This window comes from Algoriphagus taiwanensis (genome assembly GCF_036245645.1).
Lineage (GTDB): Bacteria > Bacteroidota > Bacteroidia > Cytophagales > Cyclobacteriaceae > Algoriphagus > Algoriphagus taiwanensis.
The window spans coordinates 186,755-202,323 of sequence record NZ_BTPE01000009.1 but is presented as its reverse complement, the minus strand read 5'-3'; the positions used below and the strand labels follow the sequence as shown (position 1 = coordinate 202,323).

The window sequence follows — 15,569 nt, the reverse complement described above, 5'->3', positions numbered from 1 at the left end:
TTGGCGAGACTTTGGTAACCTGGACGGTTGAAGATGCTTCGGGCAATATTGAAACAGCCACCCAACTGGTAACCGTGATCGATACCGAGAAGCCGACCATCACTGCACCGGGAGCAATCACAGTATCAACAGATGCTGGACTTTGCGAAGCAAGTGGAGTGGATTTGGGCACTCCGGAAACCGGAGACAATTGTTCGGTAGCGTCTGTGTCCAACGAAGCGTCGACGGTCTTCCCAATAGGAGAGACCATGGTGACATGGACGGTAATTGATGCTTCGGGCAATATTGAAACAGCGACCCAACTGGTAACGGTGATCGATACCGAGAAGCCGACCATCACAGCTCCTCAAGACCTGATCATTAATCTCGCTTTCGGAGAGTCTGTGGCCAATAGTGTGGATTTGGGTAGTCCATCTGCAGGGGATAATTGTTCTGGCTTCAGTATTTCTAATGATGCTCCAGAATCTTTCCCAATAGGACAGACTCTGGTCACTTGGACAGCTGAGGACGCTGCAGGAAATGTCAGTACGGATACTCAATTGGTGACGGTTAACCAAGCAGCTGGTCCATCTTGCCAATTAGAATTGAAATCTGTGAATATCTTGACATTGAGGCTCAATGCTTCCGGAGTAGCAGTATTGAATACCTCGATGGTTGATCAGGGAAGTAATTCGACCTGTGGACCGGTTAGCCTATCTCTAAGTAAAACAGATTTTAATTGTTCTGATATTGGGATTCAACAAGTCAACTTCAAAGTAACGGATAACGAAGGAAACGAAGCCAATCAATTGATAGAGGTTACAATCATTGATGACATAGTGCCTAGGGTTAGGCCATTACTGAGCAGTTTTGTCTGGATTATTTTCAGAGGTCAGTCTTTTGAGCTACCTGATTTCAGACAAATTGTTTTAGCTTCGGATAACTGTGGGGTAGAATTAACCCAATTCCCTGCTCCAGGAACTTCCCTGACTTCTGGTGGTCGGTATACAATTCGGATAGTTGGAACGGATCCTTCAGGTAATTCCGTAGAGTCATCAATTAATCTCAGATTGATTGTCCTGAATTTTAGGAATCCATTTGCTTTCAGAGAGGATAGCAACACAAGTATGATCGAAGTGCCTTGGAATACATCATTCCAAACTGTCCTTTCGGATTATGTTTCAATTGAAGGTAAGAATTTGGATATGACAAAAACCGAATTGAATTGGTCAGAAGGTGAATACAATCCGATTCAACCTGGGGTTTATTTTGTGGAAGCAAAATATAAAAATGAAGCTTTGGCTGATCCAGTTGTTCAAATACCAATCTTGGTGTTGGATAAGCCAAAACCACAGGATATTCTTTTGAGTAATCAGGTTTTGACGAAAAACCATCTTCATGGACAAGTTGTAGGTGTGTTGAATACAATTGATGTAGCAGATAGCATTCATGAGTATTCTATTGAGTCATCTTCAGGCGATTTCAAATTAGAAGGAAATCAGTTGATATGGATAGGAAATGGCCTTCCTCGACGAGATTATAAAATTATAATTACCAGCAGTGATAGAGTTGGACAGTCGATTTCCAAGGAATTCTCGATTACCAAAGAGCAGGAAAACGACCAAGTGTCCATCTATCCGAATCCTGCCTATGAGCAGACTAAGATCAAAGTGGATTTGGCTCTCGAGAATCAGGTGAGCATCCGAATCTATGATGCCACTGGCCGCTTGGTGATGGAGGAAAGTGAATTCCATGAAAGATCCTTCGTGAAGGAAGTTGACCTCCGATTACTAAGTCCGGGATTGTATCAGGTTCAGGTGCAAATCGGATGGGAGATTATTACCAAGAGGTTGATCAAAAATCAATAAAAAGCAAAAAGCCCCGAGAGAAATCCCTCGGGGCTTTTTGCTTTTACAATGTGCTTAATACAAGGTTCTAAACCGGATCGTTCCCGGGATATTTTTCAGTGCATCAATCGCATCTTCCTCGTAGGCTTTGTCAATATCTGTGATCACGTAACCGATTTTTTCATTGGTTTTGAGATACTGCCCTACGATGTTGATGTTGTAGTTTGCCAAAACCTGATTGATTTTGGCCAATACTCCAGGCTCATTGTGATGCAGGTGAATCAATCGGTGGGCATCTTTCAGGAATGGCAACTGGATATTGGGGAAATTCACCGAGTTGAAGGTATTTCCGGTATTGATGTACTCCATGATTTTGCCGGGGACAAACCTTGCGATATTTTCCTGCGCCTCAAGCGTAGAACCTCCGATATGGGGCGTTAGGATGGTATTAGGGAGGCCGATCAACTCAGATTCAAAAGGCTCCTTGTTGTTTTTGGGTTCTTCAGGGAATACGTCAACTGCGCATCCAGCCAGGTGTCCAGATAGAATCGCGTCCCGAAGTGCCGGAATATCCACTACATGACCCCGGCTGAGATTGACCAGAATCGATCCGGGCTTCATTTTTTTGATTTTTTCAGCATCGATCAGGCACTTGTTTTCCTTCCTTCCGTCCACATGAAGGGAAATCATGTCGCAGGTTTCCAAAAGCTCATCCAAAGAGTTCATTTTGGTAGCATTGCCCAAGGCAAGTTTTTCCACCACATCGTAGTAGAAGACATTCATGCCCATGTTTTCAGCAAGTACAGAAAGCTGCGCTCCGATGTTGCCGTAGCCTACGATTCCCAATTTTTTACCACGAATTTCGAAAGAGCCGGAAGCGGATTTGTCCCATTTTCCTTGGTGCATGCCTATGGATTTGTCATGGAATCTTCGCATGAGGAAAATAATCTCAGCAATTGCCATTTCCACTACAGATCGGGTATTGGAAAATGGAGCATTGAATACCGCCACTCCTTTTCTTTGGCACTCTTCCAAATCAATCTGATTGGTGCCGATGCAAAAAGCTCCGACTGCCAAAAGTCGATTCGCATTGTCCAAAACCTTTTTGGTCACATTGGTTTTAGACCGAATGCCCAAAATGGAAACGTTTTTGATTTTTTCACAGAGCTCATCTTCGCTCATGGCTCCGGTAGCTACCTCTACTTGGTACCCTTCTTCCTTGAGCAACTCCACCGCGATGGGGTGTACATTCTCCAGGAGAAGTACTTTGATTCGGCTTTTTGGGTAGGAAAATTTCGTGTTCAATTTGTTGATGTATAGAATTTCGTCAAAACTGGGAGCAATATGATCCGCCTGGCTGGTGACCTTGGGTCGGTGTACATTTTCTGTAAAGGCATAAAACTTATTGGCCAGACCTGATGCCTTAATTTCATAATCTGTGTATCCGTCACCGATGACGTAGATATCGCCTTCCAGATTTACATTCCGGATGGTTTCGGCTTTTCCGTTATTTTGAGAAAGGGGATTATTTCGGTTGAAGTCTACAATATTTCCTTGTTCATCGTAGACAAAATCATTGGCGAATACATTTTCCTTTTTGATTCCAAACTCGGTGACGATGGGGATAATAAAGTCCTTGAATCCGTTGGAAATGATAAAGACATCCTTGGCATTTTCTTCCAGCCACTCTTTGTTTCGCTCAAAGGATTTGGAGACTTTCTTCTTTAGTGCCTTTATCAGTAAATCAATTTGAGACCTATTGGCCTTTAAGATTTCCAAACGTTGCTCCAGGCTTTCACGGAAAGTGACTGCACCTTCCATCCCCCTGTCAGTAATGTCTTTGATGGCCTGAAGTTTCTGATTTTTTTGAGGGTCGCCCTCAAGAGAGATTTCTCCCAGAATATCGAGAGCTTCTACTCGGGTAAAGGTACTGTCAAAATCGATGATGAACTTTTTGGTTTGAGGCATAGGTGCTGGGGATTCACTGAATTGATGAGGTAAAATTAAAGGATTGTTAAAAATTGCATGGGATTATTGTCACTTTTGTTTAAAAAGATTTTCAGTAATTCAAATTTGTTAAAATAATCGAGGTTTAGTGCGATTTCAATCGTTTTCAAGACTTTTCTATCTCTAGTCTTTTTCCCGGATGGCTTTTGACTTAATTTTGTGAAAATTCGTTTTCCTCTTTAAATATTCAAAAGGGAGTAAAAAAGGAGCTCGGTTTATTCAAATTTGGATCTCATTTACAATTGAATCTTGACCATCAAAAATTAATTATAGAATCATGAAAAAAACGTTCATTCTTTCTTTGGCAGTCTTGTCTTCCTTGACCTTTTCCTGCCAAAAAGCAACAGATACAGACTCTGAAACTACCACCTATGAGGTCGTAGGGGAAGCAGAAGTAGTTCCCGGTAATTATGGTGATCTTTTTGACTCCGAAGAAATAACAGCCGCGGCTGAAATGGTATCGCAAGTGGAAGCAAATGGAGCATTTGAAGGAAAAATCTCCGGAGAAATAAAAGAAGTCTGCACCAAGAAAGGCTGTTGGTTTGCCATGGATTTGCCTAATGGAGAGTCCATGAGAGTGACTTTCAAGGATTATGGATTTTTTATTCCAACCAATTCTCAGGGCTTTCCTATCGTGATGGAAGGAAAGGCCATCCTGACCGAAACCGATGTGGAAACCCTCCGTCATTTTGCTGAAGATCAGGGGAAATCCAAAGAAGAAGTGGAGGCAATCACAGAGCCTAAGCGGGAAATTACCTTTGAGGCAACAGGAGTGGTCATTAAAGCCAAAGCCTAATGCCGATTGCTCTGGATAATCTTCGGGTCGGTAGGAGATACCTTCTGATCAATCAGGGAGAAAGGCGGAAGTTGGAGATCGTGTCGAGGATTTCCGGAGAGAATTTCAAAGTAAAGGACTTGGATACTTTGGAGTTTTATACCTTGGAAGAACTCCTGCAATGGGGCAGGGGGAAAGATTATGATTTGGACGAAATCAGATAAAATTTAGGGGGATCTTCCCCCTTTTTTCTTTCAGGTTCCTTTGTGATTCAAATCACAATGGGGTCTTGTGGGAGATCTTAATTTGCAGCATAATTTCCAGTAGTAATGTCAAAAAGTTTAGGGAGCGCCATCGCTCAGTGCAAGTGTCCTCAGTGCAGGGAAGGCAGGCTTTTTCCAGTTTCTCCATTTAGCTATCGAAGGCTTACCGATGTCAACATGACCTGTGAAGTCTGTGGCGCAAGGTTGATTCCCGAGCCGGGATTTTATGATGGAGCGATGTATATCAGTTACGCCTTTTCGGTAGCCTTGGTGATCACATCTCTAGTGGCGATGAATGTGTTGGTCCAAAAGCCCGAGCTTTGGATGTACCTCACCACGGTTGTTGTCCTGAATATTACTTTATTGCCTGCCATGCTCAGGTATTCTAAGACACTGTATCAATATGCGGTGGGTAAACTCAAGTATCGAGGAGAATAATGAATTGAGCTGAGGAGTTTTCTGATTCAGTGAATTTTTTGCATGTTGGGAGAGGATAATTCCTTTTTGATGAAAAAATCAACTTCAACCTTATTAAAAAAAGTGGTCATTCATGCTATGGGGTATTTTTACCTCGCTGCGGGAATCAATCACTTTCTGACTCCAGAATTTTACCTTCCTCTGATCCCTCCTTTTTTTTCTCATCCGGAATTGATCAATACCCTTTCTGGGGTGGCTGAAATTTTACTGGGATTGGGAGTATTGTACTTCCCTACGAGAAGTAGGGCGGCATGGGGTGTGGTAATTATGCTTTTGGCCTTTGTCCCTTCTCATGTGTATTTTATTCAGATCGGTTCCTGTGTAGAAGGAGGCCTTTGTGTGTCAGAGTGGATTGGTTGGGTTCGATTGGTGCTCATTCATCCGGTTTTGATTTTTTGGGCGTATTGGATAGCAAAGAATCCCAAGATCTATGGCTAAGAATATTTTCGGAGAGGAATTGGAGGTGTGCTGCACCAACCCTTTGACGGGGTTTTATAGAGACGGGTCTTGCAAGACAGGGCCTCAGGACTTGGGTACCCACACCGTTTGCGCAGTAATTACCCAGGAGTTTTTGGACTATACACTTTCAAGAGGAAACGATCTGATTACTCCTAGACCAGAGTATCTTTTTCCAGGGCAAATAGCCGGAGACCGGTGGTGCCTTTGTGCTTTGAGATGGTTGGAAGCTTATCAAGCAGGAAAAGCGCCTTTGGTGATTTTGGAAGCCACGCACGAAAAGACCCTTGAGGTCATTCCCATGGATGTTTTGGTAAGTTTTGCTTACCGCTGAGGTAATAATTTTTTCTTATTGTTAGTATTACTAACATTTTTGAAAGATAAACAAACTTTTTGTTTGTGGTCTCCGTTTAGTCCTTGTTCGTGGAACCAAGGATATTATGGAGTCAATTCTAAAAAAGATCAGGGTAGACGTCAATTCCAACCTTTATCAAAAAGATCCCTTCAGTTCAGAACTGGGAGTCTCGATTGTAAGGGAGGCAACCCGGCTGATTCAGGAGTTGGGGATGGAAAATTTCACTTTTAAGAAACTTGCATCCAAAATCGGAAGCACAGAAGCTGCGATCTACCGATATTTTGAAAACAAGCACATGCTTTTGCTTTATCTTAATGCTTGGTACTGGGCTTGGATGGAGCATAATTTGGTTTTTGCGACAGCCAATCTGATCGACCCGGAAGAAAGACTGGGAGTAGCCATTCGATTGATGGTAGATGGACCCCTTTATCGGGAAAATGACTTTTTGGACCCTAAGCAACTTCATCTTTTGGTTGTCAATGAATCTTTGAAAGGCTACCTTACCAAAACCGTGGACAATGAACACGAATCCGGGATTTTTGCGCAGGTGTATAAGTTTGGGGAGAGAATTTCGGCAATTATTCAGGAAATCAACCCCACGTATCAATTTCCCAAAACCCTCGTATCCACCGTCATGGAATCTTCTCTTTTACAAAACTTCAATTCCCGCCATCTGCCTGGCATGACGGAGGCAAAGCCAGAGGGTGGAGAGCGTCTTAACTTCTTCAAAGAACTCGTAGTAAAAACCATTTCCAATGCATAGCACATCAGGTTTGACCCCAACCAAAAGGTTTTTTAGCCTACTTCGAGAGGAGAAAAAACCCGTTTATGCCATCTATTTCTATGCTATTCTCAACGGGATTATCACCCTTTCCCTTCCCTTGGGGATTCAGGCCATCCTGAATTTTATTTTGGGCGGGAGGATTTCTACCTCATGGGTGATTCTGGTAGTGATTGTGGCCTTGGGAATAGTATTCGGCGGCTTTTTGCAGATTTCCCAGTTGCAAATCATGGAAAAACTGCAACAAAGAATCTTTTCCAAAGCAGGGCTTTCCATTGCTTACCGTTTGCCAAGAGTCAAAACAGAAATTCTTCATGGAGAGTATGGACCGGAGATCGTCAACCGGTTTTTTGATACGGTCAACCTTCAAAAGGGACTATCCAAAATCTTGATTGACTTCTCTGCAGCATTGCTTCAGGTATTCTTTGGCTTGTTGCTTTTGTCTGTTTACCACCCGACTTTCATTCTATTCGGACTGGTTTTGATCGGTATTTTGACTTTGATCTTCTACATCACAGGTCCACAGGGGATGGAAACAGCCTTGAAAGAATCGAGCTACAAATACAAAACCGCATTTTGGCTTGAGGAAGTGGGACGTGTGATGAATGCTTTCAAGCAAGCAGGCCATACCCGGTTGCCTTTGCTGCGGGCTGACAAATTGCTTCAGCGCTATGTAGAGTTTCGATCCAAGCACTTTTCGGTCCTGATCTTCCAATACAAGGTGATGATTGCCTTTAAAGTATTGATCGTGACCAGCTTGTTGCTTGCAGGAAGTTTGTTATTGATCAATGAGCAGATATCCATTGGGCAGTTTGTCGCTGCAGAGGTGATTATCGTTTTGGTTATCAATTCTGTGGAAAAACTGATCCTTTCACTCGAGACTGTTTATGACACTTTGGTGTCGGTAGAGAAGTTGGGCCATGTGATGGATTTGGAATTGGAGCATACCTCTCCTAATGAGAAAGTGGTACAACCCACCAAAGAAGGGGCTCTTAAGTTGGCGTTGGACAATGTTGTTTTCCAGCCTCAAGATTCCCATGAGCCCCTTTTGAAGGGAGTGAGTCTAACTATCAATCCTGGAAAAAAAGTGGTAATCACCGGTAAAAGTGGAAGCGGAAAAACAGCCGTTTTAGCTTTGATTTCCGGGATTTATGAGGAATATGAAGGAAAGGTATTGGTCAATGATCTTTCTTTGGAATTCATCAATCTTGAAAAGTATCGAGGCATGGTGGGGGATTTCCAAGAAATCCAGCAGATCTTTCATGGGACGATCTCGGAGAATATCCTTTTGGGAAGAGATTTTGACAAAAACCATCTCGATCACCTGATCGAATTGGTGGGTTTGAATGAATATATCTACCAGCTTCCTGATGGCTTGGAGACTATGCTTCAACCTGAAGGAAAGGGACTTTCAAAAGCCCAAGCTCAAAAAATCCTGGTGGCAAGAGGATTGGTAGGATCTCCAAAAGCCATCCTTATCGAGGAGTCTTTCCACTATCTCAATACAGAAACTTCCCAGCGGATCATTGATTACCTTCTTTCAGGTACATGGACTTTGGTGGTGATCTCGGAAAAAGACGAAATCATTCGCAGAGCTGATGAGGTAATCCTGATGGACGTAGGGAAAGTGATCTATCAAGGTCCTTACGAAGGATATAAAAATCTTAAATTCTAACGGCTATGATGAACATCACTTCCAATAAAATCAAGGATACAATACCCTTTAGCGGATCCAAAAGTCTGGTGATGACTCTTCCCCAAAAGGAAAGCCAGAAACGAATACGAATTTTGACTTGGGTTTTAATATCCATGTTTTTGATGCTGTTTCTCCCTTGGACTCAGAATATCCGCTCCAAAGGCTATGTAACCGCACTCAGACCGGATCAGCGTCCTCAGACGATTCATTCTATCATTGCAGGAAGAATCGAAAAATGGTACGTGGCTGAAGGGGACTTTGTCAATGCAGGAGATACGATTTTGCGGGTGTCAGAAATCAAGGATGAATATTTCGATACTTTACTTTTGCCGAGAACTCAGCTTCAGGTAGATGCCAAGTCCCAATCTGCCCGGTCCTACGGAGATAAGGTGCAGGCCCTTCAAAACCAGATTGCAGCTCTCAAACGAAATAATATTCTAAAACTACAGCAGGCTGAAAACAAGCTTCGAATTGCTGAATTGAAAGTGCAATCAGACAGCATCGAATTTGAGCAGGCCAAGGTCAATTTTGATATCGGAAAGTATCAAATGGAGCGAGCAGAGCAGCTTTTCAAGGAAGGTTTGAATTCTCTGACCACCCTTGAAGGCAGACGTTTGAAGTTTCAGGAAGTCCAGGCTAAACTGATTTCATCTGAAAACAAGCTTCTCAGCAGTAAGAATGATTTGATTACAGCTCAAATTGAATTGGGAGCCATTGACAATGATTTTCAGGACAAGTTGGCTAAAGCCGAATCCGATATGTACACTGCCATGTCATCCCAATTTGACGCAGAAGCCACTGTGACCAAGCTGGAAAATCAATATTCGAACTACGCCCAAAGAACCAACTTCCGATACATTCTAGCTCCGCAAAACGGATACATAGCAAAAGCCATCCAGGTTGGAATTGGTGAGACGATCAAGGAAGGAGCGGAAATCGTTCAGATTGTTCCTTCAGAGGCAGATTTGGCTGTAGAAATGTATGTTCAGCCCGTAGATCTTCCTCTTATCAAAGTTGGTAATAAGGTGCGCTTTATTTTCGATGGTTGGCCTGCTATTGTCTTTTCAGGATGGCCCCAGATTTCCAATGGTACATTTGGTGGTACTGTGGTCGCTATTGATCAGTTTGCGGGACCTAATAATATGTATCGGGTTTTAGTGACTGAAGATCCCGAGGAGGAAGCTTGGCCTGAGTTATTGAGGATTGGCTCGGGTGCTGATGGAATTGCTTTGCTTAATGACGTGCCTGTTTGGTATGAGATTTGGCGACAACTCAACGGCTTCCCTGCTGATTATTATACCCAAGAAGAGAAAGATAATACTGCCTCTGCCAAAAAATGAAAAAACTAATCGTCAGCTGTTGTATTCAGCTTCTTTTTTCAGTTTCCTGTTTTGCGCAAGATACGCTCCAACTACGGTTTGAAGATTTCTTGGAGTGGGTAAGGTTATATCATCCCATATCCGCTCAAGCCGAAATCAACCTCCGAATGGGGCAAATGGAGGTGAGACAAGCCAGGGGAGGTTTTGATCCCATGGTCTATGGAAATCTCGACAAAAAAGAATTTAAAGAAACTACTTACTATGACAAGCGGGAAGCGGGAGTGGTGATTCCTACCTGGATGGGAGTGGAGTTGATGGGAACTTTTGAGCAGAATTCCGGTAACTTTCTTAACTCAGAAAGTTCTGTGCCTACCGATGGTTTGATTGCTGCGGGAGCTGCTGTCAATCTTGGGCAGGGTTTGATTCTTGACGATCGAAGGGCAGCCTTGCGAATTGCGCAGATTTACCAGCAATCCACGGAAGTAGAAAGGGCTAAACTCTTGAATGAGCTACACCTCTCGGCCACAGACATGTATTGGAAATGGTCACAAGCTTACGAGAATCTCAAGGTTTTTCAGGAGGGGGTAGAATTGGCTGATTTTCGCTTTAGAGCCATCAAAAGAAGTTTTGAGCAGGGAGACTTGGCTGCAATTGATACTGTGGAGGCTTTTTCCCAGTTGCTCAACCGTCAATACCGCCTACAGACAGCAGAAAATGTCTTTTTTGCCACAACACAAGAACTGAATACCTTTCTTTGGAATGAGGATGGGGAGCCCATGCAGGTAGCTGAGGGGACTATTCCGCAGAATCTTTTCGAGGAATTTACCAAAGTTCCTGATTTTGAAGAGTTGAGGGCTGTTGTGCCGAGTCATCCGGAATTGATGCTTACTGATTTTGAATTGGCCAGTTTGGATGTTGAAAGAAGGCTCAAGGAACAGCAACTTCTGCCTGTGGTCAAGCTAAAATATAACTTTCTGACTGAGTCGATCTCTGACTTTGATCAGTCTCCCTTCTTCGAAAATAATTACAAGTGGGGAGTTTCAGTTTACACCCCTTTATTGTGGAGGAAAACTCGGGGAGCCATCGGTTTGACTCGCGCCAAAATTGATTTCAAGCAGAATTCCCGGGATTTAAAGGAGCTGCAATTGCGCAATAAGCTGGAAACCGAACTGAATAACTGGACCATTCTGAACAGGCAGATCATCACTTTTCAGGACAATGTGACCAGCTTGGAGATGCTTTTGAAAGGAGAGACCAGACGCTTCGAAATTGGTGAGAGCAGTCTGTTTTTGGTCAATGCCAGAGAGGTTTCTGTTTTTGATTCCAGAGTCACCCTCAACGATCTCGCTGCCAAGCTTCGGGTTTCCTTTGCCAAGGCCAGGTATGCTGCTGGCTTAGGTTTTGAATAAATCCAGCTTATTCAGCACTGATTTCCTTAAGGGCTTTCTCCAGGACAGGATTCCATTCCAATTCAAAGAGATTGTTTGTCAGCCACTGGATTTTTTCCTTGGTGGATATGTCTGTAGGGATTTGATCTAAAACAGTCCTTACTTCAGCTGTATCCTTTACTCTCTTTGGGTTTTTCAGGTAAAAAAGAATCAAATAAATCAAGCCTTTACTGATTTCCTCCGGATAAAGCCCCTTGTTCACCTTACCAAATTGAGGGATCAAGGGAAGCAATCTGTTTTTGAATTTAGCGGTCGCATTGAGCATAATGTCCTCCAATCGATGATCCACAAAGGGATTGGCAAATCGGGCAAAAATGTCTTTTTTGTAAGTTTGCAGTTCACTGACATCCATCCCCAAAAACGGGATGATTTCCTCATCTACCATTTTGTCCAATCTTGACAAGTTTTCTTGATCAGCTACGAACTCCCCAACGGTCTGATATCCTAGCATGAGGCCTTTTGCAGATAAGTAGGTATGGCACCCGTTTAGGATACGTATTTTTCTCAGCGAGTAGGCCTGTATGTTTTCTTCTAAAATCACCTCAGTATCGGCTTCCAAAAAGGGCAGTAGGTGTCTAAGTGATTTTTCACCTTCAATCGCCCAAAAAGAATAAGGTTCTGTTTGCACCAAAAGAGCATCGTTTTCTTTCTCTTTTAGCTCCAGATGATGGGGAAATCCCGGGACAATCCTGTCCACAAGGTTGTTAAAGAAAAATACTTTTTGTCCTAGCCAGGTAAAGAACTCTGAGGGTTGATTCCAGTTTTGTGCATGTTTTACCACAAAATCTTTCAAAAGATCCCCGTTTTTCGGTATCAATTCACAGGGTAAAATGACTGTTTCGGCTTCGGGTAATCGTTCAAATCTTTGGATAAGCCATTGGGCGATTCTTCCCGCAAAGGATTCCGCAAATTCTTCCAAAGCCCCTTCTTCTTTCCACACCATTCCGGCTTCCGTCACATTGGAAATAATCCATTTGACCTTTGGGTCCGAGGCAAAATCGAGGAACTTTTCTTGGTCATTCGGCAGAGCCAAACCATCCTTGACACAGGTGATTTTCTGAATATCCTGTACCTTTTTTCCATTTTTGATTCCGGCTACACAGACATGATATTCAAAATTCTGAGTCTTTAATTTTTCAAGTGTATTTCCTCCTGTACTTTGTATCATGCAGATATTCAGGGGGATATTTTTGTTTTGTAAGTCCTGAACCATAGGTTCAAAAAATGCTCGCAGAAAATTTCCTGTTCCAAATTGAAGGATATGGATGTCTTGGTTTGGCATTTGAATATTTTTTTTCAGTTTCGGTCAATCAAACATTTCAAACTATGGCAGCATTTGTACTCGTGGAAGTAGATATCTATGATAATGAAGTTTACGATGAATATAAAAAATTGACCCCGGGAAGCATCGAACCTTTTGGGGGCAAGTTTGTGATTCGGGGTCTTCCTGTGGAAGCTTTGGAAGGGGAGTGGAAGCACGATCGATTGGTCTTGCTTGAGTTTCCGGATCGTCAAAAAGCTTTGGACTGGTATAATTCAGAAGCCTATAAAAAGGCTAGAGAAATTCGGGCAAAGGGCTCTTCCGCCAATTTTTTTATTGTGGGCTGATATTTTTGGCATTTTTATTGGTATGAAATGCAAAAAATATGTTGTTAGTAGTGAGATTATTTAATACACCCAACTTCTTATTATCTTCCAGCATTCTATTTCAATCACCTAACTTAATCAACACATGAAAGTAAACTTTCTAAAGCCATGGGCTTATTTGGCAGTTTTTGCCGTGGTCCTTGGGTCGTGTACGGAATCCGTAGACGAAGAACCTGTCCTGGAATTGACACAGGAGGTTGCCGAACCTTCCTATGAACAGGCGCTCGGAGTTTGGCAGGAACTTGATCAAGAGGCTGGAAACCCATTCGGCCTTCGACTTGCCGGCAATTTCAATTACTTTGAAATTTCCAGAAACCAACTGTTTTTCATTCCCGGCGAAGGATATCAAGGTGGACCGGCTCCTGGATTTTACCCAGGAACAGGTACTGGGAGTGCCACAAGAATGGGCAGATCCAATAGTTTTTTGAACCAATTCGCCTTCTTTGAGGGCCAGGAATTGGTCACTGTTGGAGCTCCTGTTTCAGCTGTTTTTGGAGAAGAACTAGCTGCATTGGGCATTGAAAATGTTCCTGATGAGGTAAGCTCTCTGACCGTGGATAAGAAGGGAAATTCCATTTGGTTCAAAAATGTGAAAAATACCGTGACCCCTGTTTCTGAAACCTTGTCTTCCTTTATTGCCGAAGTGGAGATTGTAGGCGGAACGGGAAGATTTGCCAGACTTAGAGGTACAGGTATTGTGAGAGGTAATTTTAATCCAACCAATGGTGAAGGAAGATCAGTAACCATGGCAAATTTGAAAAACGGGAAGTAAAAATTTTACAAAACTCAAAAAGCCGGCTTAGTCCGGTTTTTTTTGTTTGAGTACGATCCTAATTTGTTGGAAAATGAAGGAATAAAATCAAAGTGAGACTCCTCTTTTCCAGGGGATAAAGTCAAAGTTTGACTTTTCTTCCGCTTTGGTTTTTAGCCTTCCGCTTGCTACTTCTATGATCATCTTCATGAGCTTTTCTCCTGCAGACTGGGGAGTGTCCAATCCTTCGATAATTGTCCCTGCATCAAAGTCGATGATATCCGCCATCTTCTTCACTAATTTGGAATTGCTGGAGACCTTGATTACCGGTACGATTGGATTTCCAGTAGGAGTTCCGAGCCCTGTGGTGAAGAGGATGATATTGGCTCCGCTTCCAGCCAACCCCGTGGTACTCTCCACATCATTTCCGGGAGTGCAGAGCAAGTTGAGTCCTGGTTTGGTAGCATACTCGGTGTAGTCGAGGACATCTGATACTGGCGCAGTTCCCCCTTTTTTTGCTGCTCCACAGGACTTAATCGCGTCGGTAAGGAGTCCATCTTTGATATTTCCCGGACTGGGATTCATGTCAAAACCGCTTCCCACCCGTTTAGCTGCCTCATTGTAGGTTTCCATCAAATGAATGAATTTTTGGGCAAGCTCAGGGCTTTCGCAGCGCTGGATAAGGTTCTCTTCAGCCCCGCAAAGCTCAGGAAACTCCGAAAGGATAGCCTTTCCTCCCAAGGCAACAATCAGGTCTGAGACTGCTCCCAAGGTAGGATTGGCCGAAATGCCTGAAAACCCGTCTGAGCCTCCGCATTCCAAACCAATGCTTAGGTAGCTTAGCGGGGCAGGTTGCCTTGTCGCTTGATTGGCAAGAATCAGCTGATGAAAAGTATCCTCAATGGCTCGGTTGAGAAGGGCTTCAGTGGTTCCTGATTGTTGCTGATCGCAGATGACCAAGGGTTTGGTACAGCCTAATGCCTGAAGTTTTTCCTGAAGGATCCGAACCTCCGCATTTTGGCAGCCTAAACTCAAAACCGTAGCGCCGGCCACATTGGGATGATGAATGTATCCGGCAAGCAAAGCACACAAAGTCTCGGCATCCTGCCTTGTTCCTCCACATCCCATGGAGTGGGTCAAAAAGCGGATTCCATCCAGATTAGGGAAGATTTTTGATTCGAAAGTCTCTGTTTTTTGCGCAACCGATTCCGTAAATTTTTCTCCATTCAAGCCTGAAATCAAGGTTCGGATCTGCCTTTCATAGGGGTTCATTTTCTTCAACCCCAAAGCATTTTCAAAGGCTTCCTGCATGAGTTGGACATTCGTATTTTCGCAAAAAACCATCGGCAAAACTAGCCAAATATTAGCTGTTCCTACCTGATTATCAGCTCTTTTGTATCCCATGAAGGTTAGGTACTTCCAAGAAGAGATATCCGGAGAATTCCAGCTATACCCCCCTGTTTGAACCTGATATTTCTTGGTCTTGTGACGGATGTTTTGCAGGGTGATCGCGCCACCTTCCGGGATGGCCTGGGTCGCTTCCCCTACGGTAGTTCCATACATGTAAATTTCCTCTCCAGGAGCAAAGGCCCGCATGGCAAACTTGTGCTTTGCTGCTACAAAATCCTGAATTTCAATGCTTTTCCCATTTAGCATTACCTGATTTCCCGGAAAAAGATCCATCAATGCAACACCCACATTGTCAGAATTATCCAAAAGGAGGACCGTATTGTTCATTTGTATTATTGCTTAACTTGGTCAAATTAGA

Annotated in this window: 15 protein-coding genes; 12 read left to right on the top strand and 3 right to left on the bottom strand. The window is 43.3% G+C overall.

Features of this window, described 5'->3' with window-relative positions; translation table 11 throughout:
* Window positions 1–1,847, top strand: a 1,847-nt coding sequence (locus tag AAA938_RS13750; protein ID WP_338229316.1) for a T9SS type A sorting domain-containing protein, incomplete at its 5' end; no start/stop codon positions are given.
* A gap of 54 nt (window positions 1,848–1,901) precedes the next feature.
* On the opposite strand, the gene serA is transcribed toward AAA938_RS13750, so the two are convergent.
* Window positions 1,902–3,794: a phosphoglycerate dehydrogenase gene (gene serA / locus AAA938_RS13745; protein WP_338229315.1), complete on the bottom strand. Its 1,893-nt coding sequence runs from the start codon at window positions 3,792–3,794 to the stop codon at window positions 1,902–1,904.
* Window positions 3,795–4,110: 316 nt separating this feature from the next.
* Here serA and AAA938_RS13740 point away from each other — a divergent pair, with 316 nt between their 5' ends.
* The 9 genes from AAA938_RS13740 (at window position 4,111) to AAA938_RS13700 (ending at window position 11,364) form a co-directional block, all read left to right on the top strand.
* Entirely contained in the window at window positions 4,111–4,629 is a 519-nt protein-coding gene (locus AAA938_RS13740) for a DUF4920 domain-containing protein (RefSeq protein WP_338229314.1), read from the top strand.
* Window positions 4,629–4,832 (top strand): hypothetical protein, encoded by a 204-nt coding sequence (locus AAA938_RS13735; protein ID WP_338229313.1) that lies wholly within the window; start codon window positions 4,629–4,631, stop codon window positions 4,830–4,832. The genes AAA938_RS13740 and AAA938_RS13735 overlap by 1 nt, the downstream gene beginning before the upstream one ends.
* Window positions 4,833–4,937: 105 nt before the next feature.
* Window positions 4,938–5,309, top strand: a complete 372-nt coding sequence (locus tag AAA938_RS13730; protein WP_338229312.1) for a DUF983 domain-containing protein — start codon at window positions 4,938–4,940, stop codon at window positions 5,307–5,309.
* A gap of 69 nt (window positions 5,310–5,378) precedes the next feature.
* Entirely contained in the window at window positions 5,379–5,786 is a 408-nt protein-coding gene (locus AAA938_RS13725; protein ID WP_338229311.1) for a DoxX family protein, read from the top strand.
* Window positions 5,779–6,138: a DUF2237 family protein gene (locus tag AAA938_RS13720; protein WP_338229310.1), complete on the top strand. Its 360-nt coding sequence runs from the start codon at window positions 5,779–5,781 to the stop codon at window positions 6,136–6,138. Before AAA938_RS13725 ends, AAA938_RS13720 begins: the two co-directional genes overlap by 8 nt.
* 106 nt (window positions 6,139–6,244) lie before the next feature.
* A complete protein-coding gene (locus AAA938_RS13715) occupies window positions 6,245–6,922 on the top strand; it encodes a TetR/AcrR family transcriptional regulator (RefSeq protein ID WP_338229309.1) in 678 nt (225 codons plus the stop codon).
* Window positions 6,915–8,615 (top strand): peptidase domain-containing ABC transporter, encoded by a 1,701-nt coding sequence (locus tag AAA938_RS13710; protein ID WP_338229308.1) that lies wholly within the window; start codon window positions 6,915–6,917, stop codon window positions 8,613–8,615. Before AAA938_RS13715 ends, AAA938_RS13710 begins: the two co-directional genes overlap by 8 nt.
* 5 nt (window positions 8,616–8,620) lie before the next feature.
* Window positions 8,621–9,976, top strand: a complete 1,356-nt coding sequence (locus tag AAA938_RS13705; protein ID WP_338229307.1) for an HlyD family secretion protein — start codon at window positions 8,621–8,623, stop codon at window positions 9,974–9,976.
* Complete coding sequence (locus AAA938_RS13700) at window positions 9,973–11,364, top strand: TolC family protein (protein ID WP_338229306.1); 1,392 nt, start codon at window positions 9,973–9,975, stop codon at window positions 11,362–11,364. Before AAA938_RS13705 ends, AAA938_RS13700 begins: the two co-directional genes overlap by 4 nt.
* A gap of 7 nt (window positions 11,365–11,371) precedes the next feature.
* Here the strand turns inward: AAA938_RS13700 and AAA938_RS13695 are convergent, their stop codons facing one another.
* On the bottom strand, window positions 11,372–12,691 hold the full coding sequence (locus AAA938_RS13695; protein ID WP_338229318.1) for a tagaturonate reductase: 1,320 nt from the start codon (window positions 12,689–12,691) through the stop codon (window positions 11,372–11,374).
* Between the two features lie 38 nt (window positions 12,692–12,729).
* On the opposite strand from AAA938_RS13695, the gene AAA938_RS13690 reads away from it, so the two are divergent.
* Window positions 12,730–13,011 carry a DUF1330 domain-containing protein gene (locus tag AAA938_RS13690; RefSeq protein WP_338229305.1) on the top strand — a complete coding sequence of 94 codons (282 nt, stop codon included), beginning with the start codon at window positions 12,730–12,732 and terminating at the stop codon, window positions 13,009–13,011.
* A gap of 124 nt (window positions 13,012–13,135) precedes the next feature.
* Entirely contained in the window at window positions 13,136–13,822 is a 687-nt protein-coding gene (locus AAA938_RS13685) for a hypothetical protein (RefSeq protein ID WP_338229304.1), read from the top strand.
* A gap of 87 nt (window positions 13,823–13,909) precedes the next feature.
* Here the strand turns inward: AAA938_RS13685 and AAA938_RS13680 are convergent, their stop codons facing one another.
* A complete protein-coding gene (locus AAA938_RS13680) occupies window positions 13,910–15,538 on the bottom strand; it encodes a UxaA family hydrolase (protein ID WP_338229303.1) in 1,629 nt (542 codons plus the stop codon).
* Between the last annotated feature and the right edge of the window lie 31 nt (window positions 15,539–15,569).

What these genes read in the sequence shown, in the direction of transcription:
- AAA938_RS13690 (WP_338229305.1), top strand. Translation starts at nt 12,730, where the DNA reads ATGGCAGCATTTGTACTCGTGGAAGTAGATATCTATGATAATGAAGTT.
- AAA938_RS13715 (WP_338229309.1), top strand. Translation starts at nt 6,245, where the DNA reads ATGGAGTCAATTCTAAAAAAGATCAGGGTAGACGTCAATTCCAACCTT.
- serA (WP_338229315.1), bottom strand. Translation starts at nt 3,794, where the DNA reads ATGCCTCAAACCAAAAAGTTCATCATCGATTTTGACAGTACCTTTACC.
- AAA938_RS13700 (WP_338229306.1), top strand. Translation starts at nt 9,973, where the DNA reads ATGAAAAAACTAATCGTCAGCTGTTGTATTCAGCTTCTTTTTTCAGTT.
- AAA938_RS13705 (WP_338229307.1), top strand. Translation starts at nt 8,621, where the DNA reads ATGATGAACATCACTTCCAATAAAATCAAGGATACAATACCCTTTAGC.
- AAA938_RS13710 (WP_338229308.1), top strand. Translation starts at nt 6,915, where the DNA reads ATGCATAGCACATCAGGTTTGACCCCAACCAAAAGGTTTTTTAGCCTA.
- AAA938_RS13740 (WP_338229314.1), top strand. Translation starts at nt 4,111, where the DNA reads ATGAAAAAAACGTTCATTCTTTCTTTGGCAGTCTTGTCTTCCTTGACC.
- AAA938_RS13725 (WP_338229311.1), top strand. Translation starts at nt 5,379, where the DNA reads ATGAAAAAATCAACTTCAACCTTATTAAAAAAAGTGGTCATTCATGCT.
- AAA938_RS13720 (WP_338229310.1), top strand. Translation starts at nt 5,779, where the DNA reads ATGGCTAAGAATATTTTCGGAGAGGAATTGGAGGTGTGCTGCACCAAC.
- AAA938_RS13685 (WP_338229304.1), top strand. Translation starts at nt 13,136, where the DNA reads ATGAAAGTAAACTTTCTAAAGCCATGGGCTTATTTGGCAGTTTTTGCC.
- AAA938_RS13735 (WP_338229313.1), top strand. Translation starts at nt 4,629, where the DNA reads ATGCCGATTGCTCTGGATAATCTTCGGGTCGGTAGGAGATACCTTCTG.
- AAA938_RS13680 (WP_338229303.1), bottom strand. Translation starts at nt 15,538, where the DNA reads ATGAACAATACGGTCCTCCTTTTGGATAATTCTGACAATGTGGGTGTT.
- AAA938_RS13730 (WP_338229312.1), top strand. Translation starts at nt 4,938, where the DNA reads ATGTCAAAAAGTTTAGGGAGCGCCATCGCTCAGTGCAAGTGTCCTCAG.